The sequence below is a fragment of the uncultured Bacteroides sp. genome (assembly GCF_958445495.1).
Classification (GTDB): domain Bacteria; phylum Bacteroidota; class Bacteroidia; order Bacteroidales; family Bacteroidaceae; genus Bacteroides.
The window spans coordinates 49,079-65,505 of sequence record NZ_CAUCSQ010000017.1 but is presented as its reverse complement, the minus strand read 5'-3'; the positions used below and the strand labels follow the sequence as shown (position 1 = coordinate 65,505).

15 protein-coding genes are annotated in these 16,427 nt (G+C 44.1%); 13 read left to right on the top strand and 2 right to left on the bottom strand.

The window, feature by feature from the left end; genetic code table 11:
• Positions 1–9: 9 nt before the first annotated feature.
• From Q5076_RS07970 to Q5076_RS07945, 6 genes are all read left to right on the top strand, one after another.
• Positions 10–981, top strand: a complete 972-nt coding sequence (locus tag Q5076_RS07970) for a glycosyltransferase family 2 protein (protein ID WP_303012255.1) — start codon at positions 10–12, stop codon at positions 979–981.
• A 64-nt stretch (positions 982–1,045) separates the two neighbouring features.
• On the top strand, positions 1,046–1,750 hold the full coding sequence (locus tag Q5076_RS07965; protein ID WP_303012254.1) for a glycosyltransferase family 32 protein: 705 nt from the start codon (positions 1,046–1,048) through the stop codon (positions 1,748–1,750).
• Between the two features lie 301 nt (positions 1,751–2,051).
• Positions 2,052–3,887 carry an ABC transporter ATP-binding protein gene (locus Q5076_RS07960; RefSeq protein WP_303012253.1) on the top strand — a complete coding sequence of 612 codons (1,836 nt, stop codon included), beginning with the start codon at positions 2,052–2,054 and terminating at the stop codon, positions 3,885–3,887.
• 26 nt (positions 3,888–3,913) lie between these two features.
• Entirely contained in the window at positions 3,914–5,893 is a 1,980-nt protein-coding gene (locus Q5076_RS07955; protein ID WP_303012252.1) for an LTA synthase family protein, read from the top strand.
• A gap of 7 nt (positions 5,894–5,900) precedes the next feature.
• On the top strand, positions 5,901–6,281 hold the full coding sequence (locus tag Q5076_RS07950; protein ID WP_303012251.1) for a GtrA family protein: 381 nt from the start codon (positions 5,901–5,903) through the stop codon (positions 6,279–6,281).
• Positions 6,278–7,228, top strand: a complete 951-nt coding sequence (locus Q5076_RS07945; RefSeq protein WP_303012250.1) for a glycosyltransferase family 2 protein — start codon at positions 6,278–6,280, stop codon at positions 7,226–7,228. Before Q5076_RS07950 ends, Q5076_RS07945 begins: the two co-directional genes overlap by 4 nt.
• Before the next feature lie 48 nt (positions 7,229–7,276).
• Here the strand turns inward: Q5076_RS07945 and Q5076_RS07940 are convergent, their stop codons facing one another.
• Entirely contained in the window at positions 7,277–8,977 is a 1,701-nt protein-coding gene (locus Q5076_RS07940; protein ID WP_303012248.1) for a glycosyltransferase family 39 protein, read from the bottom strand.
• 83 nt (positions 8,978–9,060) lie between these two features.
• Positions 9,061–9,690 carry a ribonuclease H family protein gene (locus tag Q5076_RS07935; protein WP_303012246.1) on the bottom strand — a complete coding sequence of 210 codons (630 nt, stop codon included), beginning with the start codon at positions 9,688–9,690 and terminating at the stop codon, positions 9,061–9,063.
• 174 nt (positions 9,691–9,864) lie between these two features.
• Here Q5076_RS07935 and Q5076_RS07930 point away from each other — a divergent pair, with 174 nt between their 5' ends.
• The 7 genes from Q5076_RS07930 to Q5076_RS07900 all read left to right on the top strand — a co-directional run bounded on the left by Q5076_RS07930 (position 9,865) and on the right by Q5076_RS07900 (position 16,427).
• Entirely contained in the window at positions 9,865–10,467 is a 603-nt protein-coding gene (locus Q5076_RS07930) for a nitroreductase family protein (RefSeq protein WP_303012244.1), read from the top strand.
• A gap of 58 nt (positions 10,468–10,525) precedes the next feature.
• Positions 10,526–11,053: a shikimate kinase gene (locus Q5076_RS07925; RefSeq protein ID WP_303012242.1), complete on the top strand. Its 528-nt coding sequence runs from the start codon at positions 10,526–10,528 to the stop codon at positions 11,051–11,053.
• A gap of 331 nt (positions 11,054–11,384) precedes the next feature.
• Entirely contained in the window at positions 11,385–13,277 is a 1,893-nt protein-coding gene (gene speA, locus Q5076_RS07920) for a biosynthetic arginine decarboxylase (protein WP_303012241.1), read from the top strand.
• A 78-nt stretch (positions 13,278–13,355) separates the two neighbouring features.
• Entirely contained in the window at positions 13,356–14,129 is a 774-nt protein-coding gene (argB, locus tag Q5076_RS07915) for an acetylglutamate kinase (protein WP_303012285.1), read from the top strand.
• Positions 14,130–14,190: 61 nt separating this feature from the next.
• Positions 14,191–14,700 (top strand): RNA polymerase sigma factor, encoded by a 510-nt coding sequence (locus Q5076_RS07910; protein WP_004298261.1) that lies wholly within the window; start codon positions 14,191–14,193, stop codon positions 14,698–14,700.
• Positions 14,690–15,169, top strand: coding sequence for a hypothetical protein (locus tag Q5076_RS07905; RefSeq protein ID WP_004298260.1), 480 nt, complete (start codon positions 14,690–14,692; stop codon positions 15,167–15,169). The genes Q5076_RS07910 and Q5076_RS07905 overlap by 11 nt, the downstream gene beginning before the upstream one ends.
• Positions 15,170–15,728: 559 nt before the next feature.
• Positions 15,729–16,427 carry a SprT family zinc-dependent metalloprotease gene (locus Q5076_RS07900; protein ID WP_303012240.1) on the top strand — a complete coding sequence of 233 codons (699 nt, stop codon included), beginning with the start codon at positions 15,729–15,731 and terminating at the stop codon, positions 16,425–16,427.

Sequence of the window (16,427 nt, the reverse complement as noted above, 5' to 3'; positions counted from 1 at the left end):
AAACTATTTATGGCTGATAGTACAAAATTGCTTTCCTTTTGTGTTCCTACCTTTAATCGGGTGGGAACTTTGTTGACAATGTTAGAGCGTGTCATACATGATCCAGATTTTGATGAGGAAGTGGAAATTATTATTTCAGATAATTGTTCTACTGACGATACAGAACAGCAAGTAAGGAGAATCGCTTCTAAATATGCCAATGTCAAATACTATCGTAATAAGGAAAATGTAAAGGATAAGAATTTCTATTTGGCTCTTTCTAGAGGAGAGGGACGTTATTTAAAATTATTGAATGATTACGTAACTTTCAAAAATGGCAGTTTGAAAGTGATGAAAGATTATATACGAAAGTATGAAAACCAGGATGTAAATTTATTCTTTTATTCTAATCTTCGAAGTCCTCATCGTGCTTCAAAAGAAGTCGTTTTTGAGAATGTAGACTCTTTTGTGCATGATATTAATAATAAAATTACTTGGATTGCTAATTTTGGAATTTGGAAGAAAAATTTTAAAGAACTTGATAATTCGAATACACTTTGGGAAACCCAACTGGCGCAGATGGAATGGACATTACATGAAGTCTCGTTGCGTAAGACTGTCGTTATAAACTATCATGGATATGAAACTCTTAATGTGCCCAACAAGAAGATGTCTTATGCTTTTTTTGTACCTCATGTAATTAATTATTATAATATATATAAAACGTATATAAAAAGGTCTCTTATAACTCAAAAAACTATTGACCATGATAAGTATCGTGTTCTGTCACATTTTGTTGGCAGTCGAATTATTGAATATCTTTATTTAGAGAAGGAGGTTTCCTTTGATTTGGTAACGGCAAAAAGAGTTTTGGATGAATATTTCAATGACGTACCTTATTATCGGTATTTGAAGGTGAAAGGCTCTTTTTTGAGGGTATTGCAAAGAATTGGCTTTTTGCCAGCCTTGAAGTATATTCGAAAGAATGTATATGGAAAATAGTAGAAAAATATTTTTGTAATTTATCTGATTTACGTAATTTTAAGAGTATACATATTCTATATTTATGATACCTAAGTTTATACACTTATGCTGGTTTAGTAATGAACCGTTTCCAATTGAAATTGAAATCTGTCAGGAAAGTTGGAAGCGCCTGCTTCCTGATTATAAAATCAGACATTGGACATACGCAGACGCAAAGGCTATCAATTGCAAATATATTGATGAAGCATTAGCTGCAAAAAAATGGGCTTTTGCTTCAGATGTCGTGCGTTTCTATGCCTTATATACGGAAGGTGGAATTTATATGGATAGTGATATGCTTGTTAAAAGGCGTTTTGAGCAATTTATACCGGAACATGGGTTTGCTACGTTTCATGAACATATTGGTACGGTACTCCAATTACAGGCTGCATTCTTGTTTGGAGAGAAAGGCAATGCATTTTGTAAAGATGCTTTTGAGTATTATCAGCAGCGTTCTTTTATCAAGCCTGACGGTTCTTATGATATGGAAATCTCTCCTCGTATTATGGTAAGAATTGCTCAGAAAAGAGGATATAAATTACTTGATGTCGAACAACATCTGGAAGATGATGTTATTATTTATCCGGGATATTTTGTAACTCCTTGTAAAAAGATACAAAAGCACCCTGATGCAATAGCTCAGCATCAGATTTATGGAAGTTGGAGAAAGCGTAAATTGGGTAGGCGGTTTGAACTTTTTATGAAAAGTATTTTTCTTCGAATACGTTTTACATTGTTTAGACGATAATTGAAGAGCGATCTATCTGGACATGATTTTTATTCTCATATTTTCATGGATTTGCTTTTGTTTTATTATCAGTGATGTTGATATGATGTATTCAGATTGGCTGGAATTATTCGGAAAACATGTATCGTTATTTGATGAGGAGTGATATAGAGTATTGTCATACAAATTGTAGAGAATGATATATCTGGCATTTTCTAAGGAAAATATATCTTGATAATTCACATAAATAATTATCTGAAACCACAAGCTGGTAATCAGTTTTATTGTATCTTTGTACCCTTAACTCATTTAATGCTGAATAATGAAAGAATTTCTACAATTAATGCGGCGTTTTGTGTCGCCTTATAGAAAATATATTGGTTGGGCGATAATCCTTAATATATTGTCTGCTGTTTTTAATATCTTTTCTTTTACTTTGCTTATTCCTATATTGAATATCTTGTTTAAAACAGAGGGAAGTACGCAGATTTATGAGTTTATGGAATGGGGAAGTGAGGATTTGAAAGATGTGGCAGTGAATAATTTTTATTATTATGTATCACAGATTATTCAAATTTATGGTCCTTCTCTGACCTTGTTGTTTTTGGGATTATTCTTGGCTTTTATGACAATGCTGAAAACTTCTTGTTACTTTGCTTCATCTGCAGTTATGATTCCACTTCGTACGGGAGTTGTACGTGATATTCGTGTAAAAGTGTACACGAAAGTGTTACGTTTGCCTCTAGGCTTTTTTTCGGAAGAACGGAAAGGAGATATTATCGCTCGTATGAGTGGTGATGTAAGTGAGGTGGAAAATTCAGTGACAAGTTCGTTGGATATGTTAGTGAAGAATCCTATCTTAATTTTATTTTATTTTGTTACTTTGTTGGTGACTAGTTGGCAATTGACATTGTTTACTTTACTTGTGTTACCCGGTATGGGGTGGCTGATGGGTAAAGTTGGAAAACGCTTGAAACGTGATTCGCTTGAGGCACAAGGAAAATGGAGTGATACCATGTCCCAGTTGGAAGAAACATTAGGAGGGTTACGTATCATAAAAGCTTTTATTGCGGAGAATAAAATGGTTGCCCGTTTCTTGAGATGCAGTAATGAACTTCGTGATGCAACTAATAAGGTTGCGATTCGTCAGGCTTTGGCTCATCCGATGAGTGAATTTTTAGGAACGTTATTGATAGTTGTTGTTCTATGGTTTGGTGGTGCATTAATCTTGGGAGAGAATTCTACTATTGATGCTCCGACTTTCATTTTTTACATGGTTATTCTGTATAGTGTGATTAATCCGTTGAAAGAATTTTCAAAGGCTGGTTATAGTATTCCTAAAGGATTAGCTTCTATGGAGCGTGTAGATAAAATTTTGAAAGCGGAAAATAAAATTACAGAAATAGCTAATCCTAAGCCATTGGAGGGATTGAATGATAAGATTGAATTTAAAAATATTTCATTCAGTTATGATGGAAAGAAAGAGGTCTTGAAACATATAAATCTGACTGTTCCGAGGGGACAGACGATTGCTTTGGTCGGACAGTCCGGTTCGGGAAAATCCACATTGGTCGATTTGTTGCCGCGCTACCATGATGTACAGGACGGAGATATAACTATCGACGGTACAAGTATCCGTGATGTACGTATTGCCGATTTGCGCAGTCTGATTGGTAACGTAAATCAGGAGGCCATCTTGTTCAATGATACGTTCTTCAATAATATTGCTTTTGGCGTGGAAAATGCGACCATGGAGCAGGTTGTGGAAGCGGCGAAAATAGCTAATGCGCATGATTTCATTATGGAGAAACCGGAAGGGTATAATATGAATATCGGCGACCGCGGCGGAAAGTTGTCCGGCGGCCAGCGCCAGCGTATCAGTATCGCCCGCGCCATCTTGAAGAATCCGCCGATTCTGATTCTTGATGAGGCTACTTCGGCTTTGGACACCGAGTCGGAACGTTTGGTACAGGAAGCTTTGGAGCGTCTGATGAAGACACGTACGACGATTGCCATTGCCCATCGCCTCTCCACTATCAAGAATGCGGACGAGATTTGCGTGCTGTATGAAGGAGAGATTGTAGAACGTGGTAAACACGAGGACCTGATTGAATTGAACGGCTACTATAAGCGTTTGCATGATATGCAGCAATTGTAATGGGACTTTTTAAAGCTGAATCTGAAATGAAAAAAATCTCTGTAAAACGTTTTGAGTGTTACCTCTTATACCTGTTGTCGATACATGTGGTGGCCCTCTTCATTTTTTTTGTTTTTCGATTCACGCTGTTCTGTTCCGTTGATTATCAGTTCCCTGCAGAGATTGAAAACGATGTTGCCCTGCAATCCGTCGCTTTCCTTCGCGGACTGTGGTTTGACAATGTGATAGCCTGTTATATTTTGCTGTTGCCTTTGGCAATGCTGTGGATAGCCGCTCTTTGTAACTATACGGCCAGATGGCTGTTTCGGGTAATCACGGTTTATTTTATTTGTTTTTATTCGGTATCTTTTGTTATCGCTGCTGCAAATATCCCATATTTTGAGTATTTTTTCAAGACCATTAATTCCTCTATTTATAACTGGTTCGGTTATGGTGCTACGACGGCGGGAATGGTGTTCGGCGAGTCTTCTTACTATTTCCCCATGTTTTTGGGGCTTTTGTCTATCGTGGCGTTTGGTTGGGGAGCCTCTTCCCTTGCATCCTTCTTCTATTGCCGGTCGGAAAAGGCTGAGCCGCGGATAAATTGGTTGAGCCGGGCGGTTGTGTTAACGGCGGGAGCGGTATGTGTCGGACTTTGCGTGTTCGGCATTCGCGGACGTACGGGGTATAACCCGATAAAGGTAAGCCAGGCATATTATTGTGAGGACCCGTTCTTGAATCAGTTGGGTGTCAATCCGGTCTTTAATCTGATGACAAGTACAGTAGATGATAACCGGAAAGAAAACCGGACTTTGCATTTGATGCCAGAGAAAGATGCTTTATCAAAAGTGCAAGAATATTTGAAGAGGCAGGGAATTGCCGGACTGTCTCCGATAGCCCGGAAGATAGAGCGGGAGGGGGCGCCCGACCGCAAAAATGTGGTCCTGATCTTTATGGAATCCATGTCTGCCAATCTGATGGGCACTTTCGGGTCGGATAAAAGACTGACTCCTTATCTGGATAGCCTTTATCAACAATCCTTAGGCTTTAGCCGTTTTTATTCGTCCGGCATTCATACCAATCATGGCATTTATTCCACTCTTTACTCTTTCCCGGCTATTATGAAACGGAATGCGATGAAAGGTTCGGTTATTCCTGTTTATTCGGGCCTGCCTACCGTATTGCAGGAAAATGGATATTGCAATCTGTTTTTCATGACTCATGAGTCGCAGTATGACAATATGAATGCCTTTCTCCGGACAAACGGCTTTGACGAAATCTATGCCCAGGAAGACTATCCTTCGGAGAAAGTTGTGAATAGTTTCGGCGTACAGGATGATTTCATGTATCAGTATGCACTTCCTGTTTTGAATGAGAAGGCAGAGACGGGCAATCCTTTTTTCTGTGTGTTGCTGTCTATCAGCAATCATCCTCCTTATGTGATTCCGTCCTATTTCCATCCCCGTAGCGGTGTGTTGGAAGAGCAGATTGTGGAATACGCCGACTGGTCTATCAGGCAGTTTATGCAAGCTGCGGAAAAACAACCCTGGTTTGATAATACGATTTTCGTATTCCTGGGTGATCATGGAAAGATGGTGGGGACTCCTGAATGCGAGATGCCCCAGTCTTATAACCATATCCCTTTGATGATTTACGGGAAAGATATTGAGGCGGGTGTCCATGACGGCTTTGGCGGGCAGGTGGATGTATCTCCTACGTTGCTGGGACTTTTGAATATAAGTTACGTGCAAAACAATTTTGGCGTCAATCTGTTGGAAGAAGAGCGTCCTTGCATGTTCTTTACGGCAGACAATCTGGTAGGAGCGAGAGACTCGGCGAATATGTTTATTTATTCGCCGGAAAGCCGCCAGGAATTCAAGTATAAACTGAAAGAGGGCAAACTGCATGCCACTGCTGATGAAGCGCCTTTCCGGAACTTGAAGGATTATTGTTTTTCCATGCTGCAAAGTACGGAATGCCTGGTAAAAGAACACAAGACATTAGATAAGATGCCCGTCAGGAAATAGATGCTTTATGAAAACAAAACCGTTGATTAAAGAGTTTGTGCGTTTTGGCCTGGTCGGTGTGACGGTTACGGCGTTGCATTATGGTATTTACTACCTGTTGCAATCTTTTATCAATGTCAACATCGCTTATACGACAGGGTATATCATCAGCTTTGCCGTTAACTTCTATCTGACTTCTTATTTCACGTTCGGAACCGTACCGTCATGGAAAAAGCTGGCAGGTATGGGAGGGGCGCATCTGGTTAATTATTTGTTGCATATCATTCTGTTGAATGTATTCTTATACCTGGGAATCTCTAAAACATGGGCGCCTGTCCCGGTATTCGCAATAGCGATTCCTGTTAATTTTTTATTAGTTCGTTTTGTGTTTAAACATAAAAAGCTATGAACGGCATAAAGCTTGCGATTGTAGTTCCTTGTTATAATGAGGAAGAAGTATTGAGAGAGACGACTCACCGGTTATCCGATGTGCTGGCCCGAATGGAACAGGAAGGAAAGATAGCGGAAGGAAAAATACTGTATGTGGACGATGGCAGCAAAGACACTACCTGGCAGTTGATAGAACAGTTGGCTGAGTCGCACCGCTCTGTAGCAGGATTGAAGCTTGCCCATAATGTAGGACACCAGCAAGCGCTTTGGGCGGGGTTGGAGTGGATGGCAACCGGCGATTATGACGCGGTTGTGTCCATCGATGCAGATTTGCAGGACGATGTGAATGCCATCATTGAAATGGTGGATTATTATAATCAGGGGGTCGATGTCGTGTTCGGAGTGAGAAGAGAACGTAAGACGGACACTTTCTTTAAAAAGCACACCGCACAATTGTTTTATAAGTTGATGCGGACGATGGGTGGGGAAATAGTCTATAACCATGCAGACTTCCGCCTGATGAGCAAACGTTCTCTGGAAGCCTTGGTCTCTTTTCCTGAACGCAATCTTTTTCTGCGGGGAATGGTCTGCATGTTGGGGTATTCTACCGCCTCTGTTTATTACAACCGTAAAGAACGTTTTGCCGGCGAATCTAAATACCCGTTCAAGAAGATGCTGAATTTCGCGTTGGACGGGATTACTTCTTTTTCGGTGAAACCTCTGCGGTTGATTACTACATCCGGGCTTGTATTCATGTTGGTCTCTTTCCTGGCTATCATATATGCTCTTGTGGAATTTATCAGCGGAGATGTGATACGGGGATGGACTTCCTTGCTTATTTCCGTTTGGTTCATCGGTGGGGCCATTCTGACGGCCGTCGGGATTATCGGGGAATATGTCGGGAAGATATATAAAGAGGTGAAACGCCGTCCGCGTTATTTGATAGAAAAAGAAGTAAACCTGTAAAAGGCCTACTCCTTTTTATCATGTATTGTCACGACCTCTCTACGGGGTTCACGGTTTTCTTTTGAAGTGGTATAAATAGATGATATCACGGACATCACATCCTCTTTTCGTACTCCGGTATGTCTCTTCGAAAAGATATTGCGGGTCGTATTTGGGTTTGAAATTCTCGAAATCGCGTTGTCCCACCAATAGATATCCTTCTGCCGGCATTTCTTTCTCGAACAGCCCTATCCGGTCGTTGTGATAGAAGTTGATGGTGTAGAAACGGAGCATGTCAGTGCCCACGTAGGAATAAATTCTCTTGCCCGAAACTATCTTCTGAATATCCTCGGCCATTCCTTTGTCGGATTTAACATTCAGTACGGTAGGCTGGTAAACACCATCTAAAGATATGAATACGGAGAAGGTGACAAAAAGAGTGGCGTACACTATTTTCATGCCCGGTTCTTTCTTCCTGATGACCGCAAAGAATAGGGCTGCGGCAATTGGCGGCAGGCATATTATGGCAATACGGGGTATGTTGAGAGATATATTTCCCAAAGCATTCATGAAAGCTATGTTTTCCGCGGCGTGTTTCCCGTGGAACAGTGTATCCGGGACTAATCCCAGCCGTACGGCTATAAACGTAATAAGTAAAAGGATAGCGGCAACGGAGAGGAACCCGCCGTATAATTTGAGCGCTTTTGATTTTCTTCTCACCAGGTATATGATATATTCCGCCAGGAAATAAGCGATAAACGGATAAATAGGCAGCAGATACACACTGCGTTTGCTCTTGGGGATACAGTAAAATATGAAAATAAGAACGATACTCAACAGAGAGAATAAGCGCGTATCGTCCATTTCGCGGATATATGCCGTAAATCGTTTCCACCATTCACGGGGTTTCCCGGTTATTTTCCGGTAGGTCAGTGTAAAGAGCGAAAGCAAGACCAGCAACGTGTAAGGAGCATAACCGGATACGACGGTGATTACGTTGTAGTATGCCGGATTCTCATGGGATTCATAACTCATTTTACCCATGAAACGCCCGAAATTTTCTTCCATGACTAAATTGATGAAATTCTCTCCTCCTTGCTGATAAGCGGCAACATACCAGATAGCGGGCAAGACACAGGAAGTGATGGCAATCAGCGCCATAGAGAAAAAAGCTTTGAAGAAATTCGTGCCTCGAAGCAGTAAAAAAACACCGGTCACCAGGCAGGGCAGGAGAATGCCTACCGGTCCTTTGGTAAGTGTGGCGCAACCCATAAGCAGGGTGGCTATCCATGGAAATCCTTTCCGGCCTTTTTCGCACCAGCGGTAGAGCTGGTACAATGCAAGGACGATGAAAGCCGTCAGCAGCATGTCGACCCGGCAGTTCATACCGGCGCGATGGACTTCAAAATTGGAGAGAGTGATTAATCCCATGAGCAGGGCAATGGATGCCCCTTTGCGCTTCGCATAGAATAAGAATCCTCCCAGTACCATTGCAATCAGTGCCAGTGCGGAAGGCATCCGTGAAGTATATTCCGTTACCTTGCCCATGACCGAAGAGAGAGCGGCGATGCACCAGTGAAACAATGGCGGTTTGTAGGCGATGTCTCCTCCGTTGTTTACGGGCAAAGTCCAGTTTCCTGTTTCAATCATGGTGTACGATACGATTGCTTCGCGGGGTTCTCCTTTGGTGTGGAAATCCGTTAACCCTAAAAAGGGGAGAAGGGTGATGACGCAAACGACTGCTAAGATGATAAATTGCTTATTTTTCATACATTTATTGATGTGTTTGAATACAAAAAGCTTTCCGGGGCTCAAAGATAAAAATATATTTTGGTGAGTTTGTCCTTTTAGTCTCATTTTCTGCCGAAGTCAGCCGGAATCTCCCCCCATTCTTTCGTCTCCCATTTCAGGATACGGGTTGTATAAGTATTTCCTTGGAGCCATTTCTCCGCCCGTTCTATCAGTTTGAAAAGCTCCTCCGTTTCCCCGGTGCGCGGCAGTTTGGTTTTGCATTTCTTTTGCCGTACCCAGTTGATTGCGTTTACGCTGTCGCTGTAGATAGGCATGTCGAGCCCTTTGTTTTTCAATAATGCCAGTCCGTGTACGATGGCGAGAAACTCTCCGATGTTGTTTGTTCCTTTCATCGGGCCGAAATGAAAGATTTCCTGGCAACTGGCGATGTGTACGCCGCGGTATTCCATCGGACCGGGATTGCCGCTGCAGGCGGCATCCACCGCCAGACTGTTGCCTATGACGGAAGCGGGCAGTGTGGCGGGAGATATTTTTTCATTGTTGTTCTTTGCATTTTTCCCGATATAAGCGTAGGGGGATGACGCAAGTGCACGTTCCGCCTCTTCGCGGGTGTCGAACGATTTGTACTTAGCGCCTTCATATCCTTTGATTTGGAGCTGGCAGTCCGGCCAGGATGTGTAAATTCCGGGCGTTACGCCTTCCCATACCACATAGAATTTCTGTTTTGCCATAAATAAAATAATGATTCGATGTTTTATCCGTTCATCCGGGCGGCGTATGATCGACGGGCGCCGGGATATTATTTCGCGAAGGTACGAATATATTCTCTAACTGAACAAGTTAACAGAGGCGCTTGTTATAAAAATAAGAGAGTTTAAGAATATAACATTTAGAAAGGAACTATTATGGAGAGAACTTTTAGCGAAGCTTTAAAACATCGTCGGACTTACTATTCGATTGCCGCCCGGTCGCCAATCCCGGAACAAGAGATTGAACGCATCATCAATACGGCGGTATGCCATGTACCGTCGGCCTTTAATTCCCAGTCTACGCGCGTGGTGCTGTTATTGGGAGAGTCACACCGGAAGTTATGGGAGATTGTGAAAAATACATTGAAGAAAATTGTGCCGGAAGAGGCCTTTGTCAAGACAGAAGAGAAAATAGACCGTTCATTTGCCGGCGGATACGGGACTGTGCTTTTCTTTGAAGACCGGGAAGTAGTCAAAAAACTTCAAGAGGCTTTTCCCGCTTATCGGGAGAATTTTCCCGGATGGTCGTTGCAAACTTCCGCCATGCACCAACTGGCTATCTGGGTGATACTGGAAGAAGCGGGTTTCGGGGCTTCATTGCAACATTACAATCCGTTGATTGACGATGACGTGCGCCGTGAATGGAAATTGCCGGAACATTGGCATTTGATTGCGGAAATGCCGTTCGGGACTCCAGCGGGAGAACCGGGTGAGAAGGACTTCCAGCCGCTTGAAGAGCGGGTGAAAGTATTTAAATAAGCCGATTCATTCCCATATCTTAATTAAATGACTAATTTTGTAAGCAAAATTAGTCATTATGGTTCGTATCTTCCTTACCGGCTATATGGGAGCCGGAAAAACGACATTGGGCAAGGCATTTGCCCGTAAGCTGAACATACCGTTTGTCGATCTCGACTGGTATATTGAAGAGCGTTTTCACAAAACCGTCGGAGAGCTGTTTGCCGAACGGGGTGAAACCGGATTCCGGGAACTGGAAAGAAATATGCTGCATGAGGTGGCGGAATTCGAGAATGTGGTTATCTCTACAGGGGGAGGAGCTCCTTGTTTCTTTGATAATATGGAGTTTATGAACAAGGCAGGAAAGACCGTTTTCCTGGATGTGCATCCGGATGTGCTGTTCAGCCGTTTGCGTGTTGCCAAACAGCAACGCCCCATACTCCAGGGGAAAAAGGATGATGAACTGAAAACCTTCATTGTGCAGGCGCTGGAGAAGCGCGCTCCTTTTTATACGCAAGCGCAATACGTGTTCAATGCCGACGAGCTGGAAGACCGCTCCCAGATTGAAGCGTCCGTGCAACGCTTGCGGCAGCTTTTAGAGGTGTAGACAGGCGTTTTTACCGGACAAGCCGGTCGGCTGTAAAGGCCGGTCCCATCTGTTTTTTTATTCCGGTTCTGTTTCCTTGATTTATTCCGTTCACCGGAACCGGTGCCTCCTTTCCATCCGTAGCGGGAGCCTCAGGCGTTTCCGGATTGCCTGACGGCGGAAAAAGCGGGTAAGCCGGCGAGCCGGCGTGTCTGTCATTACAGTGCCTGTAACGGAAATGGCGGATATATGGACTGTTTGAAAGAAATAATGTTCAATTAATTGGCAGCATGTAGATAAATCAGTATTTTTGTCATCCGATTATTTACTAAAAACACCGAATTACAGAAAAATGAGAAAGTGGCGTATTGAAGACTCTGAGGAGCTTTACAACATCACGGGTTGGGGAACCTCGTACTTTAGTATTAATGACAAAGGTCATGTCGTTGTTACACCGCGGAAAAATGGAGTAGCGGTCGACCTGAAAGAGTTGGTCGACGAGCTGCAACTGAGGGATGTAGCCGCTCCGATGCTGGTGCGTTTTCCGGATATTCTGGACAACCGTATTGAGAAAATGTCCTTCTGTTTTAAGCAGGCTGCCGAAGAGTACGGTTATAAGGGGGAGAATTTTATCATCTATCCGATTAAGGTTAACCAGATGCGCCCGGTCGTGGAGGAGATTATCAGCCACGGAAAGAAATTCAATCTTGGGCTGGAAGCCGGTTCCAAACCGGAACTTCATGCAGTGATTGCCGTCAATACGGATTCTGACTCATTGATTATCTGTAACGGTTATAAGGACGAGAGTTACATCGAGCTGGCTTTGCTGGCGCAGAAGATGGGCAAGCGCATCTTCCTTGTGGTGGAGAAGATGAACGAGCTGAAACTGATTGCAAGGATGGCGAAACAGTTGAATGTGCAGCCGAATATCGGTATCCGTATCAAACTGGCTTCTTCCGGCAGCGGCAAATGGGAAGAGTCGGGCGGCGATGCCAGCAAATTCGGCCTGACTTCCAGTGAACTTCTCGAAGCGCTCGACTTTATGGAAAGCAAGGGACTGAAAGATTGCCTGAAACTGATTCATTTCCATATTGGCAGCCAGGTGACGAAAATCCGCCGTATCAAGACTGCGTTGCGGGAGGCTTCCCAGTTCTATGTACAGCTTCATGCGATGGGATTCAACGTGGAGTTTGTAGATATAGGGGGCGGCCTGGGAGTTGATTATGACGGGACCCGTTCGTCCGATAGCGGGGGCAGCGTAAATTATTCCATTCAGGAATATGTCAACGACTCTATTTCCACTTTGGTGGATGTCAGCGATAAGAACGGCATTCCGCATCCTAATATCATTACCGAAAGCGGACGCGCCCTGACCGCACATCATTCCGTATTGATTTTCGAAGTCCTTGAAACCGCCACTCTGCCGGAATGGGACGATGAAGAGGAAATCGCTCCGGATGCGCACGAGCTGGTGCAGGAGTTGTACGGAATCTGGGATACGTTGAATCAGAACAAGATGCTGGAAGCGTGGCATGACGCGCAACAGATTCGTGAGGAAGGTTTAGACCTGTTCAGCCACGGAATCGTGGATTTGAAAACCCGCGCCCAGATTGAACGCCTGTATTGGTCTATCACGCGGGAGATTAATCAGATTGCCGAAGGGCTGAAACATGCGCCCGACGAGTTCCGCGGACTGTCCAAATTGCTTGCCGATAAATACTTCTGCAATTTTTCGCTGTTCCAGTCATTGCCGGACTCATGGGCCATCGACCAGATATTCCCGATTATGCCTATCCAGCGGCTGGACGAGAAACCCGACCGTTCGGCGACGTTGCAGGACATTACCTGTGACTCGGACGGCAAGATAGCAAATTTCATTTCTACCCGTAATGTGGCTCATTATTTACCGGTCCACAGCCTGAAAAAGGCGGAGCCTTATTATGTAGCCGTGTTCCTGGTGGGAGCCTACCAGGAGATTCTGGGAGATATGCATAACCTGTTCGGAGACACGAATGCCGTGCATGTGTCCGTGAATGAAAAGGGCTATAGTATCGAGCAGATTATTGACGGGGAAACGGTGGCGGAAGTGTTGGACTATGTTCAATACAATCCGAAAAAACTGGTGCGTACGCTTGAGACGTGGGTGACGAAATCGGTGAAGGAAGGAAAAATCTCCTTGGAAGAGGGGAAAGAGTTCCTTTCCAACTATCGTTCGGGACTTTACGGTTATACATATTTAGAATAACGGATGCGCCGCGTGCCGTGACAAACGTATCGGCGGAACGGCACGTGCGGGCGCGCTGAACAAATTTTACGAATGATGATGAGAGAAAAACTGACTGTAATTAAGGTGGGTGGCAAAATCGTGGAGGAAGAAGCCACCCTTTGTCGGCTGCTGAATGATTTTGCCGCTATCGGAGGACGTAAGGTGCTGGTACACGGAGGAGGCCGTTCAGCTACAAAAATAGCCGCCCGGCTGGGGATTGAGAGTAAAATGGTAGACGGCCGCCGGATAACCGATGCCGGAATGTTGGAAGTAGTGACGATGGTGTACGGCGGTTTGGTCAATAAGAATATTGTTGCCGGCCTGCAGGCGCGCGGAGTAAACGCCTTGGGATTGACGGGGGCGGATATGAATGTGATACGTTCGGTGAAGCGCCCGGTGAAAGAGGTTGATTACGGCTTTGTCGGAGATGTTGAGAAGGTAGATGCGGGATTGCTGTCCGATTTGATACATAAAGGAGTGGTGCCGGTCATGGCGCCGTTGACGCACGACGGGCAGGGAAATATGTTGAACACGAATGCGGATACCATTGCCGGAGAGACGGCAAAAGCCCTTTCGGCTATCTTTGACGTGACGTTGGTGTACTGCTTTGAGAAAAAGGGAGTGCTGCGCGACGAGAATGACGATGACAGCGTGATTCCCCGGATTACCCGTACGGAATTTGAACAATATGTGGCCGACGGCGTTATTCAGGGAGGTATGATTCCGAAGTTGGAAAATTCCTTTAAAGCGATAGATGCAGGTGTGTCGGAAGTGATAATCACCTTAGCGTCAGCAATTAACAGCAACGAAGGAACAAGGATAAGGAAATAATTCAAAAAAAAGTAGAGGGCGGCTGTAACTTTTCGAATCCTGGCCCGTCATTATTATAGAGATGCAAGAAATCAGCTTCCGAAACGATATTTTGCCGTTGAAGGATAAACTTTTTCGATTGGCTCTCAGAATCACCCTGGATAGGGCCGAAGCCGAGGATGTCGTTCAGGACACCATGATAAGAGTGTGGAATAAGCGTGATGAGTGGTCTCAATTTGAATCGGTCGAAGCCTATTGCCTGACAGTGGCAAAGAATCTGGCGATAGATAGAAGTCAAAAGAAAGAAGCTCAAAACGTGGAACTCACCCCCGAGATGGAGGAAGAACCTGATGCAAACAGTCCGTATGACCAGATGATTCATGATGAAAGAATGAACATTATTAATAGACTGGTAAACGAACTTCCCGAAAAACAGCGGCTTATCATGCAACTGAGGGACATTGAAGGTGAAAGCTATAAGAAAATTGCAGGGTTGCTGAATCTGACAGAGGAACAAGTTAAAGTGAACCTCTTCAGAGCCAGACAAAAAGTAAAACAAAGGTATTTAGAAATTGACGAATATGGATTATAAGGATATAGAACAGCTCCTGGAGCGATACTGGCAATGCGAAACTTCCGTTGAGGAGGAAGCAACATTGCGCGACTTCTTCGCAAAGGAGGAAGTTCCTGCTCATTTGCTTCGCTATAAAAACCTGTTTGTTTATCAACAGGTTCAGCAGGAAGTAGGACTGGGCGAAGACTTTGATACACGTATTCTGGCAGAGGTGGAGCCTACGGTCGTAAAAGCGAAACGCTTGACACTGACCGGTCGTTTTATTCCTCTGTTCAAAGCCGCTGCCGTGATTGCAATCATCCTTTCTTTGGGGAATGTGGCACAACATTCTTTCTCCGGAGATGACGGAAGTGTATTGGCAACGGATACCATTGGTAAACAAGTAACAGCACCATCGGTCGCTATTTCAAATGATGTGAAAGCGGAACAGGTTCTAGCCGATAGTTTGGCGAGGGTTAACCACAAGGTGCAAGTTATAAACGAATAGACATTTTCATTTGCTTTAAACATATAATATAGTTAGTGTGCTTAATTAAAACAACAACGAAGGCGAAACTGTGAAGTTTTCAATTCTCTCAAATTTTTAGATTAAAACTAACTAAATAAATGGGCTACCGCGTGATGCAGTAGCCCTTTTATGATGATAATCAGTCATCTGCCGTATTTTCTTTCGAAGAGCGCCGGTTTCCCGGAGATGCCTTCTATAAGCGATATCGCTGCTTCTGCCCGCACGGGCGGCCGGTTTCCGCTTGCATGGCAACTGATGTTTCCCAATCCCGTTGATTATCGGTTTATTCCAATCCGATGAGGAAATTCTGATATCCTGCCTGCCTTGCCATATCGTGACGTTTTTCTTGAATCTTACGGTTACATTGCCTTCTATGGCAGTTTACGCAAGCGGTGCGATATTGCCGGAACCATCGATTCCTGTGTCGTTGCAACTGTCTTCAGAAAATGGCATCTTACCTCAGTTTTTTCGCCGGTATCTTCTTTTTTATTACTTTTGCAATGCCGGCTTTTGTAATGACAGCCTGGAGAAGACAACAATGGAAAAGATTATAAAAGATGATGAATTGGGGTGCTTGATAGTGCGTGTCAATCCGCGTGCGAAAAGTCTCGTGTTCCGGACAAAGAGCGATGCTGTTTATGTCTCGGTTCCTCCGGGCACTACGGTGAAAGAAGTGAAACAGGCGATTGAGGATTTGCGTGGCAAGCTGCTGGCTTCCCGGCAAAGAGCGGCTCGTCCTTTGATTGATTTAGACTATAAGATTGATGCGGAACATTTTAAATTGTCTTTGGTCTCCGGTGAGAAAGAGAGCTTCCTTGCCAATTCCCGGTTAGGGGTCATGGAAATAATTTGTCCGCCTCATGCCGATTTTACGGATGGTAAACTGCAAAGCTGGTTGCATAAAGTCATTGAAGAGTCGATGCGCCGGAATGCGAAGAGTATTCTTCCGCCGCGTTTGGAACGTTTGTCCAGAGCGTGCGGGCTGCCTTATGCCGGCGTAAAGATAAATTCCAGCCGGGGAAGATGGGGAAGCTGCTCGGCAAAGAAGAATATTAATTTATCCTACTATCTCGTCTTGTTGCCTTCCCGTCTGATTGACTATGTGCTTCTGCATGAATTATGCCATACCCGTGAAATGAATCATGGCGAACGTTTCTGGTCGCTTTTGAATCAGTTCACAGAGGGGAAAGCATTGGCTTTGAGAGGGGAATTGAGGAAATTCCGTACGGAAATATGA

Coding starts and splice junctions, on each gene's coding strand:
- Q5076_RS07970 (WP_303012255.1), top strand. CDS start 10: ATGGCTGATAGTACAAAATTGCTTTCCTTTTGTGTTCCTACCTTTAAT.
- Q5076_RS07965 (WP_303012254.1), top strand. CDS start 1,046: ATGATACCTAAGTTTATACACTTATGCTGGTTTAGTAATGAACCGTTT.
- Q5076_RS07960 (WP_303012253.1), top strand. CDS start 2,052: ATGAAAGAATTTCTACAATTAATGCGGCGTTTTGTGTCGCCTTATAGA.
- Q5076_RS07955 (WP_303012252.1), top strand. CDS start 3,914: ATGAAAAAAATCTCTGTAAAACGTTTTGAGTGTTACCTCTTATACCTG.
- Q5076_RS07950 (WP_303012251.1), top strand. CDS start 5,901: ATGAAAACAAAACCGTTGATTAAAGAGTTTGTGCGTTTTGGCCTGGTC.
- Q5076_RS07945 (WP_303012250.1), top strand. CDS start 6,278: ATGAACGGCATAAAGCTTGCGATTGTAGTTCCTTGTTATAATGAGGAA.
- Q5076_RS07940 (WP_303012248.1), bottom strand. CDS start 8,977: ATGAAAAATAAGCAATTTATCATCTTAGCAGTCGTTTGCGTCATCACC.
- Q5076_RS07935 (WP_303012246.1), bottom strand. CDS start 9,690: ATGGCAAAACAGAAATTCTATGTGGTATGGGAAGGCGTAACGCCCGGA.
- Q5076_RS07930 (WP_303012244.1), top strand. CDS start 9,865: ATGGAGAGAACTTTTAGCGAAGCTTTAAAACATCGTCGGACTTACTAT.
- Q5076_RS07925 (WP_303012242.1), top strand. CDS start 10,526: ATGGTTCGTATCTTCCTTACCGGCTATATGGGAGCCGGAAAAACGACA.
- speA (WP_303012241.1), top strand. CDS start 11,385: ATGAGAAAGTGGCGTATTGAAGACTCTGAGGAGCTTTACAACATCACG.
- argB (WP_303012285.1), top strand. CDS start 13,356: ATGAGAGAAAAACTGACTGTAATTAAGGTGGGTGGCAAAATCGTGGAG.
- Q5076_RS07910 (WP_004298261.1), top strand. CDS start 14,191: ATGCAAGAAATCAGCTTCCGAAACGATATTTTGCCGTTGAAGGATAAA.
- Q5076_RS07905 (WP_004298260.1), top strand. CDS start 14,690: ATGGATTATAAGGATATAGAACAGCTCCTGGAGCGATACTGGCAATGC.
- Q5076_RS07900 (WP_303012240.1), top strand. CDS start 15,729: ATGGAAAAGATTATAAAAGATGATGAATTGGGGTGCTTGATAGTGCGT.